Origin of the sequence: Isoptericola hypogeus, assembly GCF_039531145.1 — a bacterium.
GTDB lineage: Bacteria > Actinomycetota > Actinomycetes > Actinomycetales > Cellulomonadaceae > Isoptericola > Isoptericola hypogeus.
On the sequence record NZ_BAAAPM010000008.1, the window covers coordinates 363,370 to 385,699 of the forward strand.

Sequence of the window (22,330 nt, forward strand, 5' to 3'; positions counted from 1 at the left end):
CCGCACCCCAACGGGCGTCGCGCCCTGTCGTGTTCTTCGCGCGGACGTATCCCTCCCGAAGTGGAGGGCGCCCTGGCGCCCGTGAACGCGTCCGCACGAAGGAACGTCGTCGCCACGCGGACGCAACCAGGGTTGCGGACGCGGGTCTCGACAGGCTCGACCGGCGGGTGGGGCTCAGACCGCCGCGCGCAGGGCGTCCACGCGGTCGGTGCGCTCCCAGGTGAACCCCGGCAGCTCGCGCCCGAAGTGCCCGTACGCGGCCGTGGCGGCGTAGACGGGGCGCAGGAGGTCCAGGTCGCGGATGATCGCGGCGGGGCGCAGGTCGAAGACCTCGCCGATCGCGGCGGAGATCCGCTCGGTCGGCACCGTCTCGGTGCCGAACGTCTCGACGTACAGCCCGACGGGGTGCGCCTTGCCGATCGCGTACGCGACCTGCACCTCGCAGCGGCGGGCCAGGCCCGCCGCCACGACGTTCTTGGCGACCCAGCGCATCGCGTACGCCGCGGACCGGTCCACCTTCGACGGGTCCTTGCCGGAGAACGCGCCGCCGCCGTGGCGGGCCATGCCGCCGTACGTGTCGACGATGATCTTGCGCCCGGTGAGGCCGGCGTCGCCCTGCGGCCCGCCGACGACGAACTTGCCCGTCGGGTTGACGATCAGGCGCGCCCTCGTGGTCTCGATCCCGACCTGGCCGGCGATGTCGGCCAGCACCGGGTCGATGACCCACTCGGCCACCTCGCGCTGCAGCTTCTCCTGCACGACGTCGGCGTCGTGCTGGGTGGAGAGCACGACCGTGTCCACGGCCACGGGGCGGTCGCCGTCGTAGCCGATGGTGACCTGCGTCTTGCCGTCCGGGCGCAGCCCGGGCAGCTCCCCGGACCGCCGGACCGCCGCGAGCCGCTCGGCGAGCCGGTGCGCCGTCCAGACCGGCAGCGGCATGAGGGACGGCGTCTCGTCGCTGGCGTACCCGAACATCAGGCCCTGGTCGCCGGCGCCCTGGGCGTCGAGCGGGTCGTGCGTGATCCCCGGGCCGGACGAGTCGTCCCGCTCCTCGAGGCTCTTGTCGACACCCTGCGCGATGTCGGGCGACTGCTGGCCGATCGACACGGACACGCCGCACGAGTCGCCGTCGAACCCGATCGCCGAGGACGTGTAACCGATGCGGCGCACCACCTCGCGCACGATCTGCGGGATCTCGACGTACGCGTCGGTGGTCACCTCGCCCGCCACGTGCACCAGGCCCGTGGTGACCATCGTCTCGACCGCGACGCGCGAGTGCGGGTCCTGAGCGAGCAGGGCGTCGAGGATCGCGTCGGAGATCTGGTCGCACACCTTGTCCGGGTGGCCCTCGGTCACGGACTCGGACGTGAAGAGGCGCAGCGCTTCGGTCATGGCCGACAGCCTACGGGCATGACCCGCCGCGGTCACGGGAAACGCCGCGACACGTGGGCCACATCGCGAGACGATCTCAGATGCTGGGCAGGTTCTTGGTCACGACGCCCCAGATGGCGTCCGCGACCTCCCGCTTGGTGCCGGCCGCCTCCGCGACGACCTCGCCCCGGGCGTCGAGCATCGTGACCTCGTTCGTCGCGACGCCGAAGCCCCGCCCCGCGCCGACGGCGTTCACCGCGAGCAGGTCGGCGCCCTTGCGCCGGGCCTTGTCCCGGCCGTGCTCCAGCACCGACCCGTCGGCGTCCCCGGTCTCGGCGGCGAAGCCGACGACGACCTGCCCAGGGCGCAGCCGGTCGGCCGCCAGCTCCGCGAGCACGTCGGGGTTCTCCACCAGCGCGATCGGGGCGGGGCCGGCGCCCGGCACCTTCTTGATCTTCGCGTCGGGGGTTACCGAGGGACGGAAGTCGGCGACCGCGGCGGCCATCACCACGACGTCGGCGCCTGCCGCGGCCCGCCGGACGGCGTCGCGCAGCTCGGCCGTCGTCTCCACGGCCTCGACGTGGACGCCGGCCGCGCGCGCCGGGGCGGTCACCGCCTCGTCGAGGTTGGCGGCGACCAGCGTCACCTCCGCGCCGCGCGCCCGGGCCGCCTCCGCCAGGGCCACGCCCTGGCGGCCGCTGGACCGGTTGCCGATGAACCGCACCGGGTCGATCGGCTCGCGGGTGCCCCCGGCCGAGACGACGACCGCGCGGCCCGCGAGGTCGCCGGCGGCGTCGGGCTCAGCGCCGGTGCCCGCGTCGACGCCGGGCGCGCGCCCGGCGGGCACCACCGCCGCCAGCGCCACGCGCGCGATCTCTTCCGGCTCCGGCAGCCGTCCGGGCCCGGTGTCCACGCCGGTGAGCCGCCCGCTGTCGGGGTCCATCACGACGACCCCGCGCTCGCGCAGGGTGGCGACGTTCGCCCGCGTGGCCCGGTGCTCCCACATCTCCGTGTGCATCGCGGGGGCCATCACCACGGGACACCGGGCGGTGAGCAGCGTGGACGTCAGCAGGTCGTCCGCGCGGCCCGTCGCGGCGCGGGCCAGCAGGTCGGCCGTCGCCGGCGCGACCACGACCAGGTCCGCGCCCTGCCCCAGCGCCACGTGCGGCACGTGGGCGACGTCCTCGAAGACCTCCGGGGTGGCGGGCTCGCCCGACAGCGCCTCGAAGGTCGGCGCGCCGACGAAGCGCAAGGCGGACGCCGTCGGCAGCACGCGCACCGCGTGCCCCTGCTCGCGGAGCAGGCGCAGCAGGAGCACCGACTTGTACGCGGCGATGCCCCCGCTGACGCCGAGCAGGATCCTCATGCGGGCCCTCGACCGATCAGGACGGCTGGCTCAGAGGGTCGGCTCGTCGCCGAGCCCGGTGGTGCCGGCGTCGCCGAAGTCCAGCACGGGCTCCGCGGCGGCGACCTCGGGCTTCTCCTCGACGGGCGTCGAGGAGAGCAGCCCCTGGTTGATCTCGCGCATGGCGATCGAGAGCGGCTTCTCCTGGTTGCGCGTCTCCACCAGCGGGCCGACGTTCTCCAGCAGGCCCTCGTTGAGCTGCGAGTAGTAGGCGTTGATCTGCCGCGCACGCTGGGCCGCGTAGAGCACGAGGCCGTACTTCGAGTCGGTGCGCTCGAGCAGCTCGTCGATGGGCGGGTCGGTGATGCCGATGGGCTGGGCCACGGTTCCGGCCATGGGTCACTCTCCAAAGAAAAAGATTCGGGGTCAGCAGGTCATTCTACCCGCCGTCAGCCGGCCACCTGCGGGGCCTGCGACGTCACGCCCATCACGCGGGCGAGCTCGTCGGTGGCGCGGGTGACGTCGTCGTTGATGATCGTGACGTCGAACTCCCGCTCGGCGGCGATCTCGGTGCGGGCGGTGGCGAGCCGCCGCTCGCGCTCCTCGGCGCTCTCCGTGCCGCGCCCGACCAGCCGGCGCACCAGCTCGTCGAAGCTCGGCGGCGACAGGAAGACGAACTGCGCGTCCACGCCCTGGGCATGCACGGCCTCGCGCACCTGGCGCGCGCCCTGCAGGTCGATCTCCAGCAGCGTCGGGACGCCCGCCGCGAGGTGCTCGGACACGGGCCCGCGCGGCGTGCCGTACCGGTGCCGACCGTGCACCACCGCCCACTCGAGCATCTCGCCGGCGTCGACCATGCGGTCGAACTCCTCGGCGGAGACGAAGAGGTAGTGCACGCCGTGCACCTCGCCGGGACGCGGCGGCCGGGTCGTCGCGGAGACGGACAGCCACACGTTCGGGTATCGCGCGCGGATGTCGGCCGACACGGTGCCCTTGCCCACCGCGGTCGGCCCGGCGAGGACGGTCAGCCGCGTGGGTGCACCACCGCCCCCGCGGGCGTCCGGCTCGCCCGACGCGGGCGTGCCGGGGATGTCATGCGGTGCCGGGCGCCCGGCGGGTGGAGCGGAAATGTCAGCCAAACCTCTCGATGAGCGCGTCCCTCTGGTGCGGCCCGAGGCCGCGGACACGACGAGTCTCGGCGATCCCGATCTCCTCCATGATCGCCCGGGCCTTCACCTTACCGACACCCGGGAGCGACTCCAGCAGGGAGACCACCTTGAGCTTGCCCACGACGTCGTCGGTCTGGCCCTTGGTGATCACGTCCTTGAGCGAACCCTGGGAGTACTTCAACCGGTTCTTGATCTCCGCGCGCACGCGCCGAGCCTCGGCCGCCTTCTCGAGTGCCGCCGCACGCTGTTCCGGGGTCAGAGGGGGGAGAGCCACGCAAGTCACCTACTCATCTCGAGCCGCTGGAAGTGTGAACTGCACTCTCGAAAGTAGCCACGACCTGCACGGTCGGCAATCGGGGCACGTGATCTTCGTGCCCCGATCGCCGCCCGGAGCGGGCCATACCGCCCGAAGCCGGACGTACCGGGGCCCGGCACCCCGTCGGAACGGGAGGCCGGGCACCGGGACGCGGGTCTGCGGTCAGCCCCGCAGCGCCGCCGTGACCTCGCGGGCGGCCCGTCGGGCGGCGTCCCGCAGGCCGTCCGGGTCCGGGCCGGCGGCGAGCACGCCCCGCGACGACGACGCGAGGACGTTCCGGCGGGCGGCACCGAAGACCGCCGCCAACTCCCGCTCCCCCGCGCCCTGGGCGCCCACCCCGGGCGCCAGGAACGGCCCGTGCACGGCCGCGAGGTCCGTGCCGGTCTCCTGCGCCGCGTCGCCGACCGTGGCGCCGACGACGAGTCCCACGGAGCCCATCGGCTCCCCGTCCGACACCGGGCCCGCGTTGAGCACCGCGGCCTGCGCCGCGACCGACGCGGCGACGCTCACGCCGTCGCGCCCGACGGCGTGCTGCACCTCGTGTCCCTCCTTGTTGGACGTGAGGCACAGCACGAAGATGCCGCGCCCCGTCCGGGCGGCCAGGTCGGCCGCGGGCGTGAGCGAGCCGAAGCCCAGGTAGGGCGACAGCGTCACGGCGTCGCCCGCCAGGGGCGAGCCGTCGGCGAGGAAGGCGTCCGCGTACCCCGCCATGGTCGAGCCGATGTCGCCCCGCTTGGCGTCGACGATCGTCAGCGTGCCCGCGGCGCGGGCTGCGGCGATCACGTCCTCGAGCGCGGCGACCCCGGCCGAGCCGTGGCGCTCGAAGAACGCGGCCTGCGGCTTGAACGCCGCCACCCGCCCCCCGAGCGCGTCGACCACGCGGAGCCCGAACTCGCGCACCCCGGCCGCGTCGTCGGCCAGCCCCCACGCGTCCAGCAGCGTGGCGTGCGGGTCGATGCCGACGCACAGGGGCCCGAGCCCGTCCATCGCCGCGGCGAGCCGCGTCCCGAACGGCGCCGTCATGCCGGCACCCCCGCGGCGACGTCGGCCCCGGCGGCGCGCTCGCCGGCGTGCCGGGCCCGCGTGGCCTCGGTGTGCTCCTGCAGGCTGGCGACGTCGAACGCCCCGGCGCGCACCACCTCGATGCCCTGCACCGCGGCCGCGAGCTGGTCCACCGTGGTGATCATCGGCTTGTCGGCCGCGGTCGTGGCCGCGCGGATCTCGTAGCCGTCCGCGCGCGCCCCCTGGCCCGAGGGCGAGTTGACCACCAGGTCCACCTCGCCCGCGGTGATGAGGTCGACCACCGTCGGCTCGCCGTCGGCCCCGCGGCCGGCGGAGAACTTGCGCACCACCTGGCAGCCGATGCCGTTGCGGCGCAGCACCTGTGCGGTGCCCGCCGTGGCGAGCACCTCGAAGCCCAGCTCCGACAGCCGCTTGACCGGGAAGACGATCGAGCGCTTGTCGCGGTCGGCGACCGACACGAACACCCGGCCCGAGGTCGGCAGCCCGCCGAACGCCGCCGCCTGCGACTTCGCGAAGGCGTGCGGGAAGTCCTTGTCGAAGCCCATGACCTCGCCGGTGGAGCGCATCTCCGGGCCGAGCACGGTGTCGACGACGAGCCCCTCGGCGGTGCGGAACCGCTTGAACGGCAGCACCGCCTCCTTCACCGCGAGCGGGGCGCCGAGGTCAAGGGTGCCGCCGTCGCCGGTGGCGGGCAGCACGCCCTCGGCGCGCAGGTCGGCGATCGACTCGCCCACCATGACGCGCGCCGCCGCCTTGGCGAGCGACGTGCCCGTCGCCTTCGAGACGAACGGCACCGTACGCGACGCGCGGGGGTTGGCCTCCAGCACGTAGAGGACGTCGGAGACGAGCGCGTACTGGACGTTGAGCAGCCCGCGCACGCCCACGCCCTCGGCGATCGCCTCGGTGGAGCGGCGGATGCGCTCGATCTCCGTCTCGGACAGCGACACCGGCGGCAGCACGCACGCCGAGTCGCCGGAGTGGATGCCGGCCTCCTCGATGTGCTCCATCACGCCGCCGAGGAACAGCTCGGTGCCGTCGTACAGGGCGTCGACGTCGATCTCCATCGCGTCGTCGAGGAACCGGTCGATGAGCAGCGGCGCGGGCAGCAGGCCGCCCGCGGTGCGCTCGTCCGCCGCGGCAGCCGCGAGCGCCCGCTCGACATACTCGGTGAGCTGCTCGACGGAGTACACGATCTCCATGCCGCGGCCGCCCAGCACGTACGACGGGCGCACCAGCACGGGGTAGCCGATGCGCTCGGCGACCTCGCGGGCCTGGCCGAGCGAGCGGGCGGTGCCGAACGCGGGCGCGGGCAGGCCCGCGTCCATGAGCACCTGGCCGAAGATGCCGCGGTCCTCGGCGGCGTCGATGGCCTCGGGCGAGGTGCCGAGGATCGGCAGGCCGGCGTCGGCGAGGCGCTGGGCCAGCGCCAGCGGGGTCTGACCGCCGAGCTGGACGATGATGCCCTTGACGGGGCCGGCGGCGAGCTCGGCGGCGTAGACCTCGAGCACGTCCTCGAAGGTGAGCGGCTCGAAGTAGAGCCGGTCGGACGTGTCGTAGTCCGTGGAGACCGTCTCCGGGTTGCAGTTGACCATGACCGTCTCGTACCGCTCGGAGAGGGTCAGCGCCGCGTGCACGCACGAGTAGTCGAACTCGATGCCCTGGCCGATCCGGTTCGGCCCCGAGCCGAGGATGATCACGGCCTCGCGCTCGCGGGGCGCCACCTCGGTCTCGGAGTCGTACGTCGAGTAGTGGTACGGCGTCGTGGCGGCGAACTCGGCGGCGCAGGTGTCGACCGTCTTGTAGACGGGGCGCACGCCCAGGGCGTGCCGCACCTCGCGGACGGTGGACTCCCCCGCCGCGCCCATGCCGCGCAGGCGCGCGACCTGGGCGTCGGACAGGCCGTGCTTCTTGGCGCGGCGCAGCACGTCCTCGGTGAGCGTGGGACTGGCGGCGACCTCCGCGGCGACCTCGTTCATCAGCAGGATCTGGTCGAGGAACCAGGGGTCGATCTTGGTCGCGTCGAACACGGCCTCGAGCGTGGTGTGGCCCGCGAGCGCCGCGCGCAGCGCCTGCTGCACCCCGACGAGCCGGTGCTCGGTCGGGCGGCGGATCTCGGTGAGCAGCTGCTCCAGGTCGGCGCCCGACGGTGCCGTGCCGTCCCAGTGGAACCCGACGCCGCCCTTGTCGATGGACCGCAGCGCCTTGCCGAGCGCCTCGGTGAAGTTGCGTCCCAGCGCCATGGCCTCGCCCACGGACTTCATGGTGGTGGTGAGCGTGGGGTCGGCGGCGGGGAACTTCTCGAACGCGAACCGCGGCACCTTGACGACCACGTAGTCGAGCGTGGGCTCGAAGCTGGCGGGGGTGACGCGGGTGATGTCGTTCGGGATCTCGTCGAGCGTGTACCCGACGGCGAGCTTCGCGGCGATCTTCGCGATCGGGAACCCGGTGGCCTTCGACGCGAGCGCGGACGAGCGCGACACGCGCGGGTTCATCTCGATGACGATGATCCGCCCGGTGTCCGGGTCGACGGCGAACTGGATGTTGCAGCCGCCGGTGTCGACGCCGACCTCGCGGATGACGGCGATGCCGATGTCGCGCAGCCGCTGGTACTCGCGGTCGGTGAGCGTCATGGCCGGCGCGACCGTGACCGAGTCGCCGGTGTGCACGCCCACCGGGTCGACGTTCTCGATGGAGCACACCACGACGACGTTGTCGTCCTTGTCGCGCATGAGCTCCAGCTCGTACTCCTTCCAGCCGAGGATGGACTCCTCGAGGAGCACCTCGGTGGTCGGCGAGTAGTGCAGCCCCTGCCCGACGATGCGGCGCAGCTCGGCCTCGTCGTAGGCGAAGCCCGAGCCGAGCCCGCCCATGGTGAAGGACGGGCGCACGACCATCGGGTAGCCGAGGTCGCCCGCCGCGGCGACGGCCTCGTCGATCGTGTGCACGATGACGGAGCGTGCGGACTCCCCGCCGCACGTGGCGACGACGTCCTTGAACTGCTGGCGGTCCTCGCCCTTCTGGATGGCGGGGATGTTCGCGCCGATGAGCTCCACGTCGTACTGCGCGAGCACGCCGGCCTCGTCGAGGGCGATGGCGGCGTTGAGCGCCGTCTGCCCGCCGAGGGTCGGCAGCAGGGCGTCGGGGCGCTCCTTGGCGATGATCGAGGTGAGCACCTCGGTGGTGATCGGCTCGACGTAGGTGGCGTCGGCGAACTCCGGGTCGGTCATGATCGTGGCCGGGTTGGAGTTCACCAGGACGACCCGCAGGCCCTCCTCGCGCAGCACGCGGCACGCCTGGGTGCCGGAGTAGTCGAACTCGCACGCCTGGCCGATGACGATCGGGCCGGACCCGATGACCAGGACGGACGAGATGTCGGTACGGCGGGGCATCAGTTCTCCTTCTGACCGGAGAGGGCGGCGAGCGCCTCGTCCGGGACGGTCACGGGCTCGCGGGAGGTCATGAGCGCGACGAAGCGGTCGAACAGGTAGGCGCTGTCGTGCGGGCCGGCGGCGGCCTCGGGGTGGTACTGCACGGAGAAGGCGGGCACGTCCAGCGCGGTGAGCCCCTCGACCACGCGGTCGTTGAGGCCCACGTGGGAGACGATCACGCGACCGTAGCGGCCGTCGTCCGACCGCTCGTCGTCGTACGGCGCGGTGCTCACGGCGTCGACCGGCGCGTCGACGGCGAACCCGTGGTTGTGGGCGGTGACCTCGACCTTGCCGGTGGTGCGGTCCATGACCGGCTGGTTGATGCCGCGGTGGCCGTAGCCCAGCTTGTAGGTGCCGTAGCCCAGCGCGCGGCCCAGGAGCTGGTTGCCGAAGCAGATCCCGAAGAACGGGATGCCGCGGTCCAGCACGCCGCGCAGCAGCTCGATCTCGTGCGTGGCGGACGACGGGTCGCCGGGGCCGTTGGAGAAGAACACCCCGGCGGGCGCCCCGTCGGCGGGCAGCAGCGCCGCGACCTCGTCGATCGTGGCGGACTGCGGCACGACGTGCACGCGCACGCCGCGCTCGGCGAGCCGGGCGGGGGTCATGGCCTTGATGCCGAGGTCGACGGCGACGACGGTGGCGACGGGCTCGGCGCCGGCGAACTCGCCGGCCGGCTCGACGACGTACGCCTGCGCGGTCGTGACCTCGGGCGCGAGGTTGGCGCCGGCCATCTGCGGCGAGGCCTGCACCTCGGCCAGCAGCTCGGCGACCGGCCGCTCGAGCCCGCCCGCGCCTACCAGCGAGTCCCCGGAGAAGACGCCGGCGCGCATGACGCCGAGCTCGCGCAGGTGGCGGGTCAGGGCGCGGGTGTCGACCTCGCTGATCCCGACGACGCCCTGTGCCGCGAGCTCGTCCTCCAGGGAGCGGTCGGCGCGCCACGAGGAGACGCGGCGTGCGGGGTCGCGCAGCACGTAGCCGGACACCCAGATCCGGCCCGACTCCGGGTCCTCGTCGTTGACGCCGGTGTTGCCCACGTGCGGGGCCGTCATCACGACGATCTGCCGGTGGTAGGAGGGGTCGGTGAGCGTCTCCTGGTAGCCGGTCATGCCGGTGGAGAACACGATCTCGCCGAACGTGGCGCCGCGGGCGCCGTAGGCGCGCCCGCGGGCGACGGTGCCGTCCTCGAGGACCAGGACGGCCGGGCCGGGACCGGGGGCGGGTGCTGGGCTGGTTGCGGCAGTGGTGGTCACTGGGGGTCCTTCGGTGCGGGGGCGGAGGTCATGAGGTGCCGGACGGCGTCCACGAGCCGGGAGCGGTCGGTCGCGAGCCGGGTGCGCAGGCCGGTGTCCAGGGTGACGGCGGCGACGTCGCCCGCGGCCGGGTCCTCCCAGGTCACCACGACCAGGCCGTCGGCGCCGACGTACTTGCCGGCCATGCCGGGGGCGAGCCCGACGCCGCGCAGCGCGTCCTTCGGGGCGAAGACGGCGGGTGCGCCGCCGCGCTCGACCAGGACGCCGGCGTCGTGCACGCTCACCCGGGCTGTCGAGCGGTCGCCGAGGGAGTGCGCCCCGACGCGGGCCAGCCAGTCGCCGGTGAGGGTGCTGGAGACGTAGGTGGCGTCGATCGGCCCGAGCCGCAGCTCCCCGAGGTCGGCCGGCGGCGCGGGCGGAGCTGGCACGGACTGCCGGGTGCGGGACACGAGACGCCGGCGCCCCACGAGGACCAGCAGGAGCAGCACGACGCCGAGGACGACCCAGACGCCGACGGCCACGGGCAGCGGCAGGTTCACCGGGCACCTCCCCTGGTCGCGCCCGCCGGGGCGGCGACCGGGGCGCCGTCCAGGACGGTGGCCCGGCCCCGCAGGAACGTGGCGACGACGCGGCCCGGCAGCTCGCGGCCCGCGAACGGCGTGTTGCCGCTGGCCGTGGCCTGCGCGGCGCCGTCGACGGTGCGGGTCGCGGCCGGGTCGACCAGCGTGAGGTTCGCGGGCTCGCCTACGGCGACCGGGCGGCCCTGCGTGGCGTCGATCCGCCCGATCCGCGCCGGGTTCGCCGACAGGACGCGGGCGACGTCGGCCCACGTCATGCGGCCGGTGTCGACCATGGTCTGCTGCACGACGGCGAGGGCGGTCTCGAGGCCGGTCATCCCGAACGCGGCCGCGCCCCACTCGCAGTCCTTGTCCTCACGGGTGTGCGGGGCGTGGTCGGTCGCGACGATGTCGATGGTGCCGTCGGCCAGGCCCGCGCGGACCGCCTCGACGTCCTTCGCGGTGCGCAGCGGCGGGTTCACCTTGTAGGTCGGGTCGTAGGTGCGGGCCAGCTCGTCGGTGAGGATCAGGTGGTGGGGCGTCACCTCCGCGGTGACGTCGATGCCGCGGCCCTTGGCCCAGCGGATGATCTCGACCGAGCCCGCGGTCGACAGGTGGCACACGTGCAGCCGCGAGCCGACGTGCTCGGCGAGCAGCACGTCGCGAGCGATGATCGCCTCCTCCGCGACGGCGGGCCAGCCGGCCAGGCCGATCTCCGCGGACACGACGCCCTCGTTCATCTGCGCGCCGTCCGTGAGGCGCGGCTCCTGGGCGTGCTGGGCGACGACGCCGTCGAACGCCTTGACGTACTCCAGGGCGCGGCGCATGAGGATCGGGTCGTGCACGCACTTGCCGTCGTCGGAGAAGACCCGCACGCGGGCGGCCGAGTCGGCCATCGCGCCGAGCTCGGCGAGGCGCTCGCCGCCCAGGCCGACGGTCACGGCGCCCACGGGGTGCACGTCGACCCAGCCCGCCTCCTGGCCGAGGCGCCACACCTGCTCCACGACGCCCGCGGTGTCGGCCACCGGGGAGGTGTTCGCCATCGCGTGCACCGCGGTGAACCCGCCCGCGGCGGCGGCGCGCGTGCCGGAGGCCACCGTCTCGGCGTCCTCCCGCCCGGGCTCGCGCAGGTGGGTGTGCAGGTCGACGAGGCCCGGCAGCAGCACGTGGTCGGCGGCGTCGATCTCGACGACGTCGGCCGCGGCGTCGTCGGGCACGGCGGCCGCGCCCGGGGCGGCGATCTCGGTGATCACGCCGCCGGACAGGACGACGTCGGCCGGCTCGCCGCCGAGGGGGCGCGCCCCGCGCAGCACGTAGGTGGTGGTCACAGGCTGGTCCCTTCGGTGTGGGCCTCGGTGCTGGCCTCGGTGTGGGCCAGGAGCAGGTAGAGGGCCGCCATGCGCACGGCGACGCCGTTGGCGACCTGCTCGACGATGACGGCCCGGTCGGAGTCGGCGGCCTCGGCGGAGATCTCGAGGCCGCGGTTCATGGGGCCGGGGTGCATGACGATGGCGTGCTCGGGCAGCAGGCCCAGCCGCCGCCCGTCGAGGCCGTAGTAGCGGGTGTACTCCAGCGTGCTCGGGAAGAACGCCCCCGCGCCGCCGGACATCCGCTCGCGCTGCACCCGCAGCATCATCACGGCGTCCGGCTGCCAGTCCGCCAGCGTCGCGTCCAGGTCGTAGGCCGTGCGGCACGGCCACGTCTCGACGCCGACCGGCAGCAGCGTGGGCGGGGACACGAGCGTGACCTGCGCGCCGAGGGTGTGCAGCAGGCGCACGTTCGCCCGGGCCACCCGCGAGTGCAGCACGTCGCCGACGATCGCGATCTTGAGCCCGGCGAGGTCCGCGCCGACGCCCTCGCCGGCGCCGCCGCGCAGCCCGACGAGGTGACGCCGCATCGTGAACGCGTCGAGCAGCGCCTGGGTGGGGTGCATGTGCGTGCCGTCGCCCGCGTTGAGGACGGCGGCGTCCAGCCAGCCGCCGTGGGCGAGCTGCTGCGGCGCCCCCGACGCCCAGTGCCGCACGACCACGGCGTCGGCGCCCATCGCGTGCAGCGTCAGGGCGGTGTCCTTGAGGGACTCCCCCTTGGAGACGCTGGAGCCCTTGGCGGAGAAGTTGATGACGTCCGCGCTCAGGCGCTTGGCCGCCGTCTCGAACGAGAGCCGGGTACGGGTGGAGTCCTCGAAGAACAGGTTCACCACGGTGCGCCCGCGCAGCGTCGGGAGCTTCTTGTTCTCCCGCGACTGCGTGGCCGCCATCTGCGCCGAGGTGTCCAGGAGCAGGATCGCGTCGTCCTTGCTGAGGTCGGCGGTCGACAGCAGGTGCTTCATCGGGTGCCCCTCCCCGTGTCGGAGGCACGGTCGTCGGCGTGGTCGACGACGGCCCGGCCGCTGATCAGGACGGCGTCCTCGCCGCCGTCGACCTCGGCGAGCCGCACGCGGACGCGCTCGGAGGTGGCCGTCGGCAGGTTCTTGCCGACGAAGTCGGGACGGATGGGCAGCTCGCGGTGCCCGCGGTCCACCAGGCAGGCGAGCCGCACGGCGCGCGGCCGGCCGAGGTCGCCGATCGCGTCGAGCGCGGCGCGGATGGTGCGGCCGGAGAAGAGCACGTCGTCGACCAGCACGACGGTCTTGCCCTCGATGCCGGCCTCCGGCAGCCGCGTGGGGCCGACGGCGCGGGTGGGCTGGCGGCGCAGGTCGTCGCGGTACATCGTGACGTCGAGCTCGCCGACGTCGCGGGCCGGGTCGAAGACCGGGTCGATCGCGGCGAGGCGCGTGGCGAGGCGGGCCGCGAGGGTCACGCCGCGGGTGGGGATGCCGAGCAGGACGACGTCCTGGGCCCCCTTCGCACGCTCCACGATCTCGTGGGCGATGCGGGTCAGCGCGCGGGCGACGTCGCTCGCGCCGAGGACGGTGGTGCCGTCGTCGCTGTCGTGGGGGATGCCGCCGTTGCCGGACGACTGGGCGTCCGCTGCGGCCGAGCTGTCGGGTGTTCCGGGCATGCCGGTGCCAGCGTGCACTGGCGACCTCCTTCTCCGCCTCACGGGACGGGGTTAAAGGGTGTCTCTGTGCTCAGAGGTTTCTCTGTGACGGGCCCAGCCTAGCCCTCCGCAGCCTCGCGGCGGCCGACCGGCTCACGATCCGGGCGCGACGTCCGTCACACGCCCTCGGGGACGCGAACAGGCGGCCGGCCCCGTCCGGCCGCGCACGGCTGCGGATGGGGGCGACCGCCTGTCCGGTGTGCAGATCAGTCAGGCCAGGAGCGTCGGCTTGATCTCCATCAGCCGTCCGAGGAGGCCGTTGACGAAGCTCGGCGACTCGTCCGTCGAGAGCTGCCCGGCGAGGTCGACCGCCTCGTCGACCGCGACGGCGTCCGGCACCTCGTCGTTGTACAGCAGCTCCCACGTGCCCACGCGCAGCAGCGCACGGTCGACCGCCGGCATGCGCTCGACCGTCCAGCCGTGGGAGTACGTCGCCAGCAGCTCGTCGATCCGCTCGCGCTGCTGGACCACGCCCTCGACGAGGTCGACCGTGTACTGCGGCACCGCCGCCTCGGTGTGCGGCTCGATCACGCGGTCGGCCAGCAGCACCTGCGGGTCGACGCCGCGCTGCTCGGCCTCGAAGAGGATGTCGACGGCGCGCTTGCGCGCCTTGGTCCGTGCTCCCATGTCAGTCCGCCAGCCCGTCCGGCCGTCAGTCGTTCACGCGGCCGAGGTACGACCCGTCGCGCGTGTCGACCTTGACCTTGGTGCCCTGCTCGAGGAACAGCGGCACCTGGATCTCGGCACCGGTCTCGAGGGTCGCGGGCTTGGTGCCGCCCGTGGAGCGGTCGCCCTGCAGGCCCGGCTCCGTGTAGGTGATCTCGAGGACCACCGAGGACGGGAGCTCGACGTACAGCGGGGTGCCGTCGTTCGAGGCGACCATGATGGTCATGCCCTCGAGCATGTAGTCCTTCGCGTCGCCGACGGTGGTCCCCGGGACGGTGATCTGGTCGTACGTGTCGTTGTCCATGAAGACGAAGTCCTCGCCGTCCATGTACAGGTACTGGAAGTCGCGGCGGTCCACGTTCGCGGTCTCGACCTTGATGCCCGCGTTGAAGGTCTTGTCGACGACCTTGCCCGAGAGGACGTTCTTCATCTTGGTCCGGACGAACGCGCCACCCTTGCCCGGCTTGACGTGCTGGAACTCGATGATGGTCCAGAGCTGACCGTCGATGCGGAGCACGGTGCCGTTCTTGATGTCGTTGGAGGTAGCCACGTTGTCGAAGTCCTCAGGATCGGGTGCAGGGTCTCGCGCGCGCCGACGCTGGGCCGGCCGCGCGTTGTCAAAGGTCGTGGGCCGCAGAGGGCCCGCACAAGTCTACCCGCTCGGTCACCGGGTCAGAGCGGCACGTCGACGGACACCTCGTCGTACCGGAACAGGTCCAGCGGCACCTCGCCGGTGACCACGAGGTGCACGACCACGCGACCGACCAGCCCGATCGCCACCGCCCAGACGAGCGAGGCGAGGGTACCGACGACGAACCGCTCGCTGGCGACCGGGTGCTCGCGCAGCTCCGAGAACCGCCCCAGCCCCTTCACCGCCACGACGATCGCGATGCCCTCGGGGAAGCCCGCCAGCAGGGTGCCCGTCACGGACAGCCGCTCGAGCAGCCCGATCCAGGTGCCGCCGCGCAGCACGGTCAGCGCCTCCGCCGCGACCAGCGGCTCGGGCTCCGCGTGCCGCAGCACCCACGGCACCAGCCACGCGCCCACGCCCACGCCAAGCGCCAGGGTCGCCAGCCAGACCACCGCGACCCACGTCACGTCCGCACCGCTCACGCGCCCCTCGCCTCCTCGTCGTCCTGGTCACCGTCGTCCTGGTCACCGTCGTCCTCGCCGTCGGCGCGCTCCGCGGGCTCCACGTCGTCCCGCGCCCCCGCACGCAGGAGCCGGGCCGCGAGCGGCCGCACGGCCGCCTCCTCCGCCCACTGCGCGGCGCGCAGCCGCTGGCTGACGGCCTGCTCGGAGACGCCGAGCGCGGCCGCCGTGGCCCGCTGCGGCGCCCGCGCCCCCTCGTGCGCCACGAGGGTATCGACCGCCTCCCACCCGGCGTCGGACCGCCGCGCCACGACGGCGCCCAGGAGCTGCAGGAGGGCCTGCGCGTCGGCGGCGACCGTCGCACGAGGCTCGGAGCCCGAGCCGACGACCGCGAGCGGCACGCTCCCCCGGCCCCGCCGCTTGGCCCGTTCGACCGCGTCCCGGGCTCGGACGAACGCGGGCCCCGAGGCCGCGCGGGTGGTCGCGGGCAGCGGCTCCCCGACCGGGCCGAGGCCGATCCCCACGGACCAGCCGCCGTCGCGCACCAGGTCGAGCACGAGGTCGACCGCCAGCCGGGCCCCGTCGTCGTCCCCGGCGAGCACCCCCTGGACCTCGTCGCCCACGGTGCGCTCGAACGGCAGCGCCACGCCGGGACGGCCCCGGGCGCGCCCGGCGAGGAGCTCGAGCACCTCGGGCACGCGGTCGGCGCCGCCCCGCGTGCTGCCCCGCTGGTCCGCCGTCACGACGATCATCGGTCAAGCCTACGACCTTGATGCTGCAGCCTCAAGGTCTGACTCTTGATATCCACTCCAGGCTGTTCCCTTGTTGGCCCTCGATCTAGTCCTCGAGCTTGTGCGCGAGGGCCGCGAGAGCGAGGCGGTAGGAGTCGAACCCGAAGCCCGCCACGGTGCCCGTCGCGATCCCCGCCACCACGGAGTAGTGCCGGAACGACTCCCGCGACGCAGGGTTGGACAGGTGCACCTCGACGAGCAGCAGGCCCGACGTCGTGACCTGCGCGGCCGCGTCCCGCAGCGCATAGCTGTAGTGCGTGAAGGCCGCCGGGTTGAGCACGACGTGCGCGCGGGAGTCCACCGCCTCGTGGAGCCACCCGACGAGGGTCGACTCGTCGTCGGTCTGCCGCACGTCGACCGTCAGGCCGAGCTCCGCGCCCCAGCGCGCGCCCTCCCGCTCGAGGTCGGCCATGGAGGCGTGCCCGTAGATCTCCGGCTCACGCACGCCGAGCCGGCCGAGGTTGGGACCGTTGAGGATGAGGACCGTCGTCATGCTGCCGAGGGTACGACCACGGCACGGTCGCACGACGCCGCGACCACGCCGGCGGCCCGCCGCCGGAGACCGCGTTCAGCCGGCGTCGTCCACGAGCAGCCGGCGCGGCCCGGGCCCCGCCCTGCCCAGCTCGTCGTGCGTGTTGGCGAGGACGCACCGGCTCAGCGACAGGCAGCCGCAGCCGATGCAGTCCGTGAGGTCGTCGCGCAGCCGCTGGAGCTGGGTGATCCGCACGTCGAGGTCCGTGCGCCACGCCCGCGACAGCCGCTCCCAGTCCCGCACGTTCGGCGCCCGGTCCTCCGGCAGGGTCGCCAGGGCCTCGGCGATGCGCGCGAGCGGGATCCCGACGCGCTGGGAGACCCGGACGAAGGCGACCCGGCGCAGCACGTCGCGCCGGTAGCGCCGCTGGTTGCCCGGGGTGCGCCTGCTGGTGATGAGCCCCTGACGCTCGTAGAAGTGCAGCGCGGAGACCGACACCCCGCTGCGTGCCGCGACCTCGCCGACGCTCAGCTCGACGTGGTCCCACGGCACCGGGTTGGACCCCTCCGGCGACATGCCCCCACCTCCTTGACCTCAACGGAAGTTGAGGTTTGAGGATACCGGTGTGGACGCCATCCGACACCACGCCTTCGGGCCCCCGAGATTCTCGCCGGCGGTCACGAATTCGCTCGCGATCTCGTCGAGCCTCGGCGAGGCTACCGATGAGTCCGCCGCCACCGCGGCGTCCCCCTGACAGCACCCCCCAGCGAGACGACGACCCGGCACTACCCGGCACCCACCCGGCACATCCTGGAGGCTCCATGTCCGCGTCACCCGCACCATCCGCCCTGTCCGTCGCCGGCCTGCGCGCCGCGCTCGAGCCCGCCGCGTCCGTGCTCGTCCCCGACGACGACGGCTACGAGACCGCGCGCGCCGTCGAGCCCGGCGGCATCGACCACCGTCCGGCCGCGATCGTGCGGCCCGCCGACACCGCGGGCGTCGCGCGCGCCGTGCGGTTCGCCCACGACGCTGGCGCGGAGGTCTCCGTCCGCGCCGGCGGGCACTCCGTGTTCGGCCTCGGCCGGAGCACGGGCGCCCTCACGATCGACCTGCGCGGGCTCGACGCCCTCGACCTGGACGTCGCGACCCGCACCGCCTGGGCGGGCGGCGGCATGACCGCCGGCGCCTACTCCACCGCCGCCGGCACTCGCGGGCTGGCCACGCCGTTCGGCGACACCGGCGGGGTTGGCATCGGCGGGATCACCCTCGGCGGCGGGGTCGGCCTGCTCGCCCGTTCCCGCGGCATGACCATCGACAGCCTGCTCGGCGCCGAGGTCGTGACCGCCGACGGCGACGTGCTGCAGGTGGACGCGGAGCAGCACCCCGACCTCTTCTGGGCGCTGCGCGGCGGCGGCGGCAACTTCGGCGTCGTCACCCGGTTCCGGTACGCGCTCGGCGAGGTGTCCGACGTCGTCGGTGGCGTGCTGCTGCTGCCCGCGACGCCGGCGAGCGTCGCCGGGCTGGTCGCCGCGGCGGAGTCGGCACCGCGAGAGCTCACGGTCATCCTCATGGTGATGACCGCGCCGCCCATGCCGATGATCCCCGCCGAGTGGCACGGGCGGCTCGTGGTCATGGCGAACCTGTGCTGGTCCGGTTCCCCCGCGGCCGCCGACGCCGCCCTCGCTCCCGTGCGCGACGTGGCCGCCGAGGCGGGCGGCGCCATCTTCGACGGCGTGCACGCCGGCCCGTACGCCGGGCTCCTCGAGGGCGGGCCGCAGGGCGGGTCCGTCGTCGCCACCGGCCGGACGTTCTTCACCGACGGCGTCGACGAGGCGGCCGCCGCCCACCTGCTCGCGGAGCTCGAGGCCACCGACGCGATGATGCGCGCCGTGCAGCTGCGCGTGCTCGGCGGGGCGGTCGCGGACGTCCCGCGCGACGAGACCGCCTACGCCCACCGGGAAGCCGCCGTCCTGGGCAACGTCGCCGCCCTCGCCCCGACCGCCGAGGCCGCCGCGGGCTACACGCCCTGGGTCTCCGCGCTCGCGGAACGCCTCCGCGGGGGGCACGACGGCCTCTACGCGAACTTCGCGCTCGACGGCGGACCCGACACCGCACGCGCCGCCTACCCCGGAGCCACCTGGGACAGGCTCGCCGCGGTGAAGCGCACCTACGACCCCGACAACGTCTTCCGGGGGAACGTCAACGTGCTGCCGGCGTAGCGCCTGCCGCGCCCGTGGCGGCCGCCTCCCAGCCCGTCCAGCGCGCCACGCGCACCCGGACCACCGGGCCCGCGGGCGGGCGCTCGCGGTACTGCGGGTAGCGGTCCGCGAGCGCCTCGAGGGCTGCTCGCGTCGCCGCGGCCCCGCCCTCCCCGTCTGCCCCGGACGGCGCCACGACGTCCTCGACCGTCGCGCTGCCGTCCGCCCGCACCCACCACAGCCGGTCCCAGTCGTCGTCGTAGGCGTCGGCGAGGACGGCGGCGCGGGGGTTGTCGGCGAGGTTCCGCAGGCGGCGCAGCCGGCGCGCGTCGCCGCCGGCCTTGGGCTTGTGGTCGACGGCGGACACGACGTCCCACCCGCCGTCCGCACCGGCCGTGCCCTCCCTGCCGACGACGGCGAACGTCACGGGCACGACGTGGGGCCGGCCGTCGCCGCTCGCCGTGGCGAGGTACGCGTGCCGCGCGGCGGCGAGCCGGCGGCGGCACTCGGCGGGGTCCAGGCGGGGCATCGCGGGCGGCTCGCTACGGGTCCGCGCCGGGCTCACCGGGACCGCATGGCGTCGATCTCGTCGCGGCGCGCGGCGACGATGCGGTCGAGCAGGTCGTCCGGCAGCGGCGCGCCGGGCTGGAAGGAGATCGACCCCTTGGTGACCCGGAAGCCCGTGAGCTCCGCCGCGAACGCCTCGATCACCGGCGGGCTGAAGGGGTAGAGCCCGATGTGCTGCTTCGTCATCTGCGCGCTGACGAGCGGGCTCCCCCGATACCGCAGGGCCGCCATCCCGTAGCTGCGGCCCTCCGTGGCGTCCGGGACGAGCGCGCGGGCGCGGTCGTAGACGCGGGCGACCGCGTCCCGGTGCGCGCCGGAGAGCGTGGCGACGTACTCGGTGACGGCGTCGTCGTCGGTCATGCGCCCGATCGTGCCGCGGGACGGGCGCTCCCGCGACCCGGGCGGCGTCGTCGCCACGCGCCGCGCCGTCACGTCCGCGGTCGCCGCCTCGTCGGGAGGGCATGAGCCACGATGTGTCCATGACCCTCCGCGCGACCTCCCCGTCGTCCGCCCGCACGAGCTCTCGCACGTCCGCTCCCGCCCGGCCCGCGGGCGCCGACGACCTCGGCCGGCTGCGGTCGGTCGCCTTCTCCGCCGCGTACCGCATGCTCGGCAGCGTCACCGAGGCCGAGGACGTCGCCCAGGACGCCATGCTGCGGGTCGCCCCCGACGGCGCGGTGCCGCCCGACGTGCGCAACCCCGAGGCGTTCACGACGACCGTCGCCACGCGGATCGCGCTCGACCTCCTGCGCTCGGCGCGGGTGCGTCGGGAGAGCTACGTGGGCGAGTGGCTGCCGGAGCCGCTGGTCTCCGAGGCGGTGGCGACGGGAACCCCGCCCGCCGACGCCGCCGCCCACGCGGAGCTCGCCGACGACCTGTCGACGGCGTTCCTCGTGCTCCTGGAGACGCTGACGCCGTCCGAGCGCGCGGCCTTCCTGCTGCACGACGTGCTCGGGTATCCGCACAGGGAGGCCGCGCGCGTCATCGGCACGACCGAGCTCGCGGCCCGCCAGCTCGCGTCGCGGGCCCGGCGGCGGGTGGCCGCCCGGCGACAGGCCGGTGTCGCGGAGGCCTCCGGTGCGCCCGCGTCCCGCGACCCGCACGCCGCCGAGCTCGTGGAGCGCTTCATCGCGGCGACGGTCGAGGGCGACCTGGACGCGCTGCTCGAGCTGCTCGCCGACGACGTCGAGTTCGTCGGCGACGGGGGCGGCAACGTCCCGCCGGGCATGGCCGTCACCCGGCCGGTGGCGGGGCGCGAGGCGGTGGCGCGTCTGCTGGTCGGGTTCGTCCGCCGCGGCGTCCCGGCCCGGCTGGAGCCGGCCACCGTCAACGGCCTGCCGGGCATGGTGGCGTACGCGGACGACCCGACCGGCGGCGGGCTGATCGGCACGTTCGCGATCGAGCTCTCCGGCGGGCGCGTCGCCGCGCTGCGCGGCGTCGTCAACCCCGAGAAGCTGCGCCACCTCGGGCCCCTGGCCGACCTGGACGCGATGGCGACCGCGCTCAGGAGGTCGGCGGCTCGGCGGCGGTCGGCCGAACGACCCGGCCCGGAGGCGTGACCAGCACCATCAGCACGAGACCGGCCGTCAGCACCCCGACGATGCCGAGCGTGCCCCAGATGGTGGCGCCGGTGGCGGCGACGATCACGGTCCACAGCGACGGGGCGAGGAACGACGCGGCCCGCCCGGTCGTGGCGTAGAGCCCGAAGATCTCGGCCTCGCGCCCGGGCGGGCTCATGCGCGCCAGCATGGACCGGGACGCCGCCTGTGCCGGGCCGACGAAGCAGGTGAGCAGCAGGCCGGCCACCCAGAACACGGCCTGGCCCGAGGCGTGCAGGGCCACGACCACCAGCCCGCAGGTGACGAGGCCGACGAGCGAGGCGACGATGACGGCCCGCGGCCCGAACCGGTCGTCGAGCCGGCCCGCGAGGATGGTGCTGACGCCGGCCAGCAGGTTCGCCGCGATGCCGAAGGCGAGCACCTGCCGGTCGCCGAAGCCGAACGAGACCGAGGCGATGACTGCGCCGAACGTGAACACCGCCGCGAGCCCGTCGCGGTAGACGGCGCTCGCCAGCAGGAACCAGAACGTGGGCCGCGCGGTGCGGAACAGCTCGACGACGTCGCGCACCAGCGCGCCGTAGCTCGCGAAGAACCCGAGGCGCGGCCGGTCGGCCGCGGGCGGCGCCTCCGGCACGAACCGGAACAGGGGCCACGCGAACGCGGCCGCCCACACGGCGCAGCCGACGGCGATGACCCGGTAGGCGAGGCCGTCGTCGGTGGGCATGCCCCACCAGTCGAGCTCCGTCGCGACGACGACCGCGACGAGGGCCAGGATGCCGCCCACGTACCCGAGCCCCCACCCGAGACCGGACACCTTCCCGACGGTCCGCGGGGTCGACACCTGCACGAGCATCGCGTTGTAGTTCACCCCGGCGATCTCGCTCGCGACGCTGCCGAGCGAGATGAGCGCCGCGCCGAGCACGAAGTACGCCGGGTCGGCGCGCACCGCCCCGAGCCCGAGCATGCACGCCACCAGCAGCAGCGTCGCCCCGCCCAGCCATGCCTTGCGCCGGCCCGCGACGTCGGCCCGGCGGCCGAGCACGGGCGCGAGCACCGCGATGAGCACCCCGCCCACGGCGATCCACGCGCCCAGCCCGCTCGTGAGGTCCGCGAGCGCCCGCTGTCGCGCCGGGTCGTCCTCGGCGAGGCCCGCCACCGCGGGGTCGAGGAACGCGTCCGTCGTCAGGTACAGGGCCGTGAAGACGAAGGTGAGGATCACCGTGTTGAACGGCTGGGTCGCCCAGTCCCACAGTGCCCACGACACGACCTGACGACGCGCCACGGTCCCCCCGTCGGCGGCCGGGCCGGCAGGACCACCGGAAGGGGCGGTGCCCGGCGGCGGCGCCGGGGTCGTGTCGCTCATGCCCGGAAGTGTGCACCACCCGGGTGACCGCGCGGGAGGGGCCACGCCACGTGGCGGCCATCGACAGGACACGTGCCCGTCACCGGCGTCGCAGGGGCGAGAGGGGTCTGCGGCCGGACCTGCG

General features: G+C 74.4%; 23 protein-coding genes. 2 read left to right on the top strand and 21 right to left on the bottom strand.

The features are described 5' to 3' along the window. Positions 1 to 174: 174 nt before the first annotated feature. The 18 genes from metK to soxR form a co-directional block, all read right to left on the bottom strand. Positions 175 to 1,392 (bottom strand): methionine adenosyltransferase, encoded by a 1,218-nt coding sequence (gene metK / locus ABD254_RS17350; RefSeq protein ID WP_344249898.1) that lies wholly within the window; start codon positions 1,390 to 1,392, stop codon positions 175 to 177. Between the two features lie 76 nt (positions 1,393 to 1,468). Continuing rightward, complete coding sequence (gene coaBC, locus ABD254_RS17355; RefSeq protein ID WP_344249899.1) at positions 1,469 to 2,737, bottom strand: bifunctional phosphopantothenoylcysteine decarboxylase/phosphopantothenate--cysteine ligase CoaBC; 1,269 nt, start codon at positions 2,735 to 2,737, stop codon at positions 1,469 to 1,471. 30 nt (positions 2,738 to 2,767) lie between these two features. Then, positions 2,768 to 3,112, bottom strand: a complete 345-nt coding sequence (gene rpoZ / locus ABD254_RS17360) for a DNA-directed RNA polymerase subunit omega (RefSeq protein WP_344249900.1) — start codon at positions 3,110 to 3,112, stop codon at positions 2,768 to 2,770. A 53-nt stretch (positions 3,113 to 3,165) separates the two neighbouring features. Continuing rightward, positions 3,166 to 3,807: a guanylate kinase gene (gene gmk, locus ABD254_RS17365; protein ID WP_425553853.1), complete on the bottom strand. Its 642-nt coding sequence runs from the start codon at positions 3,805 to 3,807 to the stop codon at positions 3,166 to 3,168. Between the two features lie 40 nt (positions 3,808 to 3,847). Continuing rightward, entirely contained in the window at positions 3,848 to 4,159 is a 312-nt protein-coding gene (mihF, locus tag ABD254_RS17370; protein ID WP_344249901.1) for an integration host factor, actinobacterial type, read from the bottom strand. 204 nt (positions 4,160 to 4,363) lie between these two features. After that, positions 4,364 to 5,224, bottom strand: a complete 861-nt coding sequence (gene pyrF, locus ABD254_RS17375) for an orotidine-5'-phosphate decarboxylase (protein WP_344249902.1) — start codon at positions 5,222 to 5,224, stop codon at positions 4,364 to 4,366. Further along, positions 5,221 to 8,613: a carbamoyl-phosphate synthase large subunit gene (gene carB / locus ABD254_RS17380; protein ID WP_344249903.1), complete on the bottom strand. Its 3,393-nt coding sequence runs from the start codon at positions 8,611 to 8,613 to the stop codon at positions 5,221 to 5,223. Before carB ends, pyrF begins: the two co-directional genes overlap by 4 nt. Beyond that, positions 8,613 to 9,902, bottom strand: a complete 1,290-nt coding sequence (gene carA, locus ABD254_RS17385; RefSeq protein WP_344249904.1) for a glutamine-hydrolyzing carbamoyl-phosphate synthase small subunit — start codon at positions 9,900 to 9,902, stop codon at positions 8,613 to 8,615. Before carA ends, carB begins: the two co-directional genes overlap by 1 nt. Continuing rightward, positions 9,899 to 10,441, bottom strand: coding sequence for a PH-like domain-containing protein (locus ABD254_RS17390; protein WP_344249905.1), 543 nt, complete (start codon positions 10,439 to 10,441; stop codon positions 9,899 to 9,901). Before ABD254_RS17390 ends, carA begins: the two co-directional genes overlap by 4 nt. Beyond that, on the bottom strand, positions 10,438 to 11,787 hold the full coding sequence (locus tag ABD254_RS17395; RefSeq protein ID WP_344249906.1) for a dihydroorotase: 1,350 nt from the start codon (positions 11,785 to 11,787) through the stop codon (positions 10,438 to 10,440). Before ABD254_RS17395 ends, ABD254_RS17390 begins: the two co-directional genes overlap by 4 nt. After that, positions 11,784 to 12,788, bottom strand: coding sequence for an aspartate carbamoyltransferase catalytic subunit (locus ABD254_RS17400; RefSeq protein ID WP_344249907.1), 1,005 nt, complete (start codon positions 12,786 to 12,788; stop codon positions 11,784 to 11,786). The genes ABD254_RS17395 and ABD254_RS17400 overlap by 4 nt, the downstream gene beginning before the upstream one ends. Then, a complete protein-coding gene (gene pyrR / locus ABD254_RS17405) occupies positions 12,785 to 13,459 on the bottom strand; it encodes a bifunctional pyr operon transcriptional regulator/uracil phosphoribosyltransferase PyrR (protein WP_344249908.1) in 675 nt (224 codons plus the stop codon). The genes ABD254_RS17400 and pyrR overlap by 4 nt, the downstream gene beginning before the upstream one ends. 249 nt (positions 13,460 to 13,708) lie before the next feature. Next, positions 13,709 to 14,125: a transcription antitermination factor NusB gene (nusB, locus tag ABD254_RS17410; protein WP_344249909.1), complete on the bottom strand. Its 417-nt coding sequence runs from the start codon at positions 14,123 to 14,125 to the stop codon at positions 13,709 to 13,711. Positions 14,126 to 14,150: 25 nt separating this feature from the next. Continuing rightward, positions 14,151 to 14,714, bottom strand: coding sequence for an elongation factor P (gene efp / locus ABD254_RS17415; protein ID WP_344249910.1), 564 nt, complete (start codon positions 14,712 to 14,714; stop codon positions 14,151 to 14,153). A 122-nt stretch (positions 14,715 to 14,836) separates the two neighbouring features. Continuing rightward, positions 14,837 to 15,277 carry a hypothetical protein gene (locus ABD254_RS17420; protein ID WP_344249912.1) on the bottom strand — a complete coding sequence of 147 codons (441 nt, stop codon included), beginning with the start codon at positions 15,275 to 15,277 and terminating at the stop codon, positions 14,837 to 14,839. Beyond that, positions 15,274 to 16,008, bottom strand: coding sequence for a hypothetical protein (locus ABD254_RS17425; RefSeq protein WP_344249913.1), 735 nt, complete (start codon positions 16,006 to 16,008; stop codon positions 15,274 to 15,276). Before ABD254_RS17425 ends, ABD254_RS17420 begins: the two co-directional genes overlap by 4 nt. Positions 16,009 to 16,093: 85 nt before the next feature. Beyond that, entirely contained in the window at positions 16,094 to 16,540 is a 447-nt protein-coding gene (locus ABD254_RS17430) for a type II 3-dehydroquinate dehydratase (RefSeq protein ID WP_344249914.1), read from the bottom strand. Between the two features lie 75 nt (positions 16,541 to 16,615). Next, the gene (gene soxR / locus ABD254_RS17435; protein ID WP_344249915.1) at positions 16,616 to 17,095 is read right to left on the bottom strand and encodes a redox-sensitive transcriptional activator SoxR; all 480 of its coding nucleotides are present in this window, start codon (positions 17,093 to 17,095) and stop codon (positions 16,616 to 16,618) included. Positions 17,096 to 17,340: 245 nt separating this feature from the next. Here soxR and ABD254_RS17440 point away from each other — a divergent pair, with 245 nt between their 5' ends. Next, a complete protein-coding gene (locus tag ABD254_RS17440) occupies positions 17,341 to 18,738 on the top strand; it encodes an FAD-binding oxidoreductase (RefSeq protein ID WP_344249916.1) in 1,398 nt (465 codons plus the stop codon). Here the strand turns inward: ABD254_RS17440 and ABD254_RS17445 are convergent. Together ABD254_RS17445 and ABD254_RS17450 are read right to left on the bottom strand one after the other, a co-directional pair. Continuing rightward, positions 18,719 to 19,246 (bottom strand): TIGR03668 family PPOX class F420-dependent oxidoreductase, encoded by a 528-nt coding sequence (locus ABD254_RS17445; RefSeq protein WP_344249917.1) that lies wholly within the window; start codon positions 19,244 to 19,246, stop codon positions 18,719 to 18,721. The genes ABD254_RS17440 and ABD254_RS17445 overlap by 20 nt on opposite strands. Positions 19,247 to 19,278: 32 nt before the next feature. After that, positions 19,279 to 19,644 (bottom strand): iron chaperone, encoded by a 366-nt coding sequence (locus ABD254_RS17450; protein ID WP_344249918.1) that lies wholly within the window; start codon positions 19,642 to 19,644, stop codon positions 19,279 to 19,281. Between the two features lie 119 nt (positions 19,645 to 19,763). Here ABD254_RS17450 and sigJ point away from each other — a divergent pair, with 119 nt between their 5' ends. Further along, positions 19,764 to 20,843, top strand: coding sequence for an RNA polymerase sigma factor SigJ (sigJ, locus tag ABD254_RS17455; RefSeq protein WP_344249919.1), 1,080 nt, complete (start codon positions 19,764 to 19,766; stop codon positions 20,841 to 20,843). On the opposite strand, the gene ABD254_RS17460 is transcribed toward sigJ, so the two are convergent. Beyond that, positions 20,788 to 22,206, bottom strand: coding sequence for an MFS transporter (locus tag ABD254_RS17460; RefSeq protein WP_344249920.1), 1,419 nt, complete (start codon positions 22,204 to 22,206; stop codon positions 20,788 to 20,790). The two genes, sigJ and ABD254_RS17460, sit on opposite strands and share 56 nt — an antisense overlap. Between the last annotated feature and the right edge of the window lie 124 nt (positions 22,207 to 22,330).

Excerpts from the sequence above, each read along its gene's own strand:
- soxR (WP_344249915.1), bottom strand. The coding sequence starts at position 17,095 with ATGTCGCCGGAGGGGTCCAACCCGGTGCCGTGGGACCACGTCGAGCTG.
- ABD254_RS17400 (WP_344249907.1), bottom strand. The coding sequence starts at position 12,788 with ATGAAGCACCTGCTGTCGACCGCCGACCTCAGCAAGGACGACGCGATC.
- ABD254_RS17450 (WP_344249918.1), bottom strand. The coding sequence starts at position 19,644 with ATGACCGACGACGACGCCGTCACCGAGTACGTCGCCACGCTCTCCGGC.
- ABD254_RS17445 (WP_344249917.1), bottom strand. The coding sequence starts at position 19,246 with ATGCCCCGCCTGGACCCCGCCGAGTGCCGCCGCCGGCTCGCCGCCGCG.
- metK (WP_344249898.1), bottom strand. The coding sequence starts at position 1,392 with ATGACCGAAGCGCTGCGCCTCTTCACGTCCGAGTCCGTGACCGAGGGC.
- ABD254_RS17425 (WP_344249913.1), bottom strand. The coding sequence starts at position 16,008 with ATGATCGTCGTGACGGCGGACCAGCGGGGCAGCACGCGGGGCGGCGCC.
- pyrR (WP_344249908.1), bottom strand. The coding sequence starts at position 13,459 with ATGCCCGGAACACCCGACAGCTCGGCCGCAGCGGACGCCCAGTCGTCC.
- rpoZ (WP_344249900.1), bottom strand. The coding sequence starts at position 3,112 with ATGGCCGGAACCGTGGCCCAGCCCATCGGCATCACCGACCCGCCCATC.
- coaBC (WP_344249899.1), bottom strand. The coding sequence starts at position 2,737 with ATGAGGATCCTGCTCGGCGTCAGCGGGGGCATCGCCGCGTACAAGTCG.
- carB (WP_344249903.1), bottom strand. The coding sequence starts at position 8,613 with ATGCCCCGCCGTACCGACATCTCGTCCGTCCTGGTCATCGGGTCCGGC.
- sigJ (WP_344249919.1), top strand. The coding sequence starts at position 19,764 with ATGACCCTCCGCGCGACCTCCCCGTCGTCCGCCCGCACGAGCTCTCGC.
- ABD254_RS17430 (WP_344249914.1), bottom strand. The coding sequence starts at position 16,540 with ATGACGACGGTCCTCATCCTCAACGGTCCCAACCTCGGCCGGCTCGGC.
- nusB (WP_344249909.1), bottom strand. The coding sequence starts at position 14,125 with ATGGGAGCACGGACCAAGGCGCGCAAGCGCGCCGTCGACATCCTCTTC.
- pyrF (WP_344249902.1), bottom strand. The coding sequence starts at position 5,224 with ATGACGGCGCCGTTCGGGACGCGGCTCGCCGCGGCGATGGACGGGCTC.
- ABD254_RS17460 (WP_344249920.1), bottom strand. The coding sequence starts at position 22,206 with ATGAGCGACACGACCCCGGCGCCGCCGCCGGGCACCGCCCCTTCCGGT.
- ABD254_RS17440 (WP_344249916.1), top strand. The coding sequence starts at position 17,341 with ATGTCCGCGTCACCCGCACCATCCGCCCTGTCCGTCGCCGGCCTGCGC.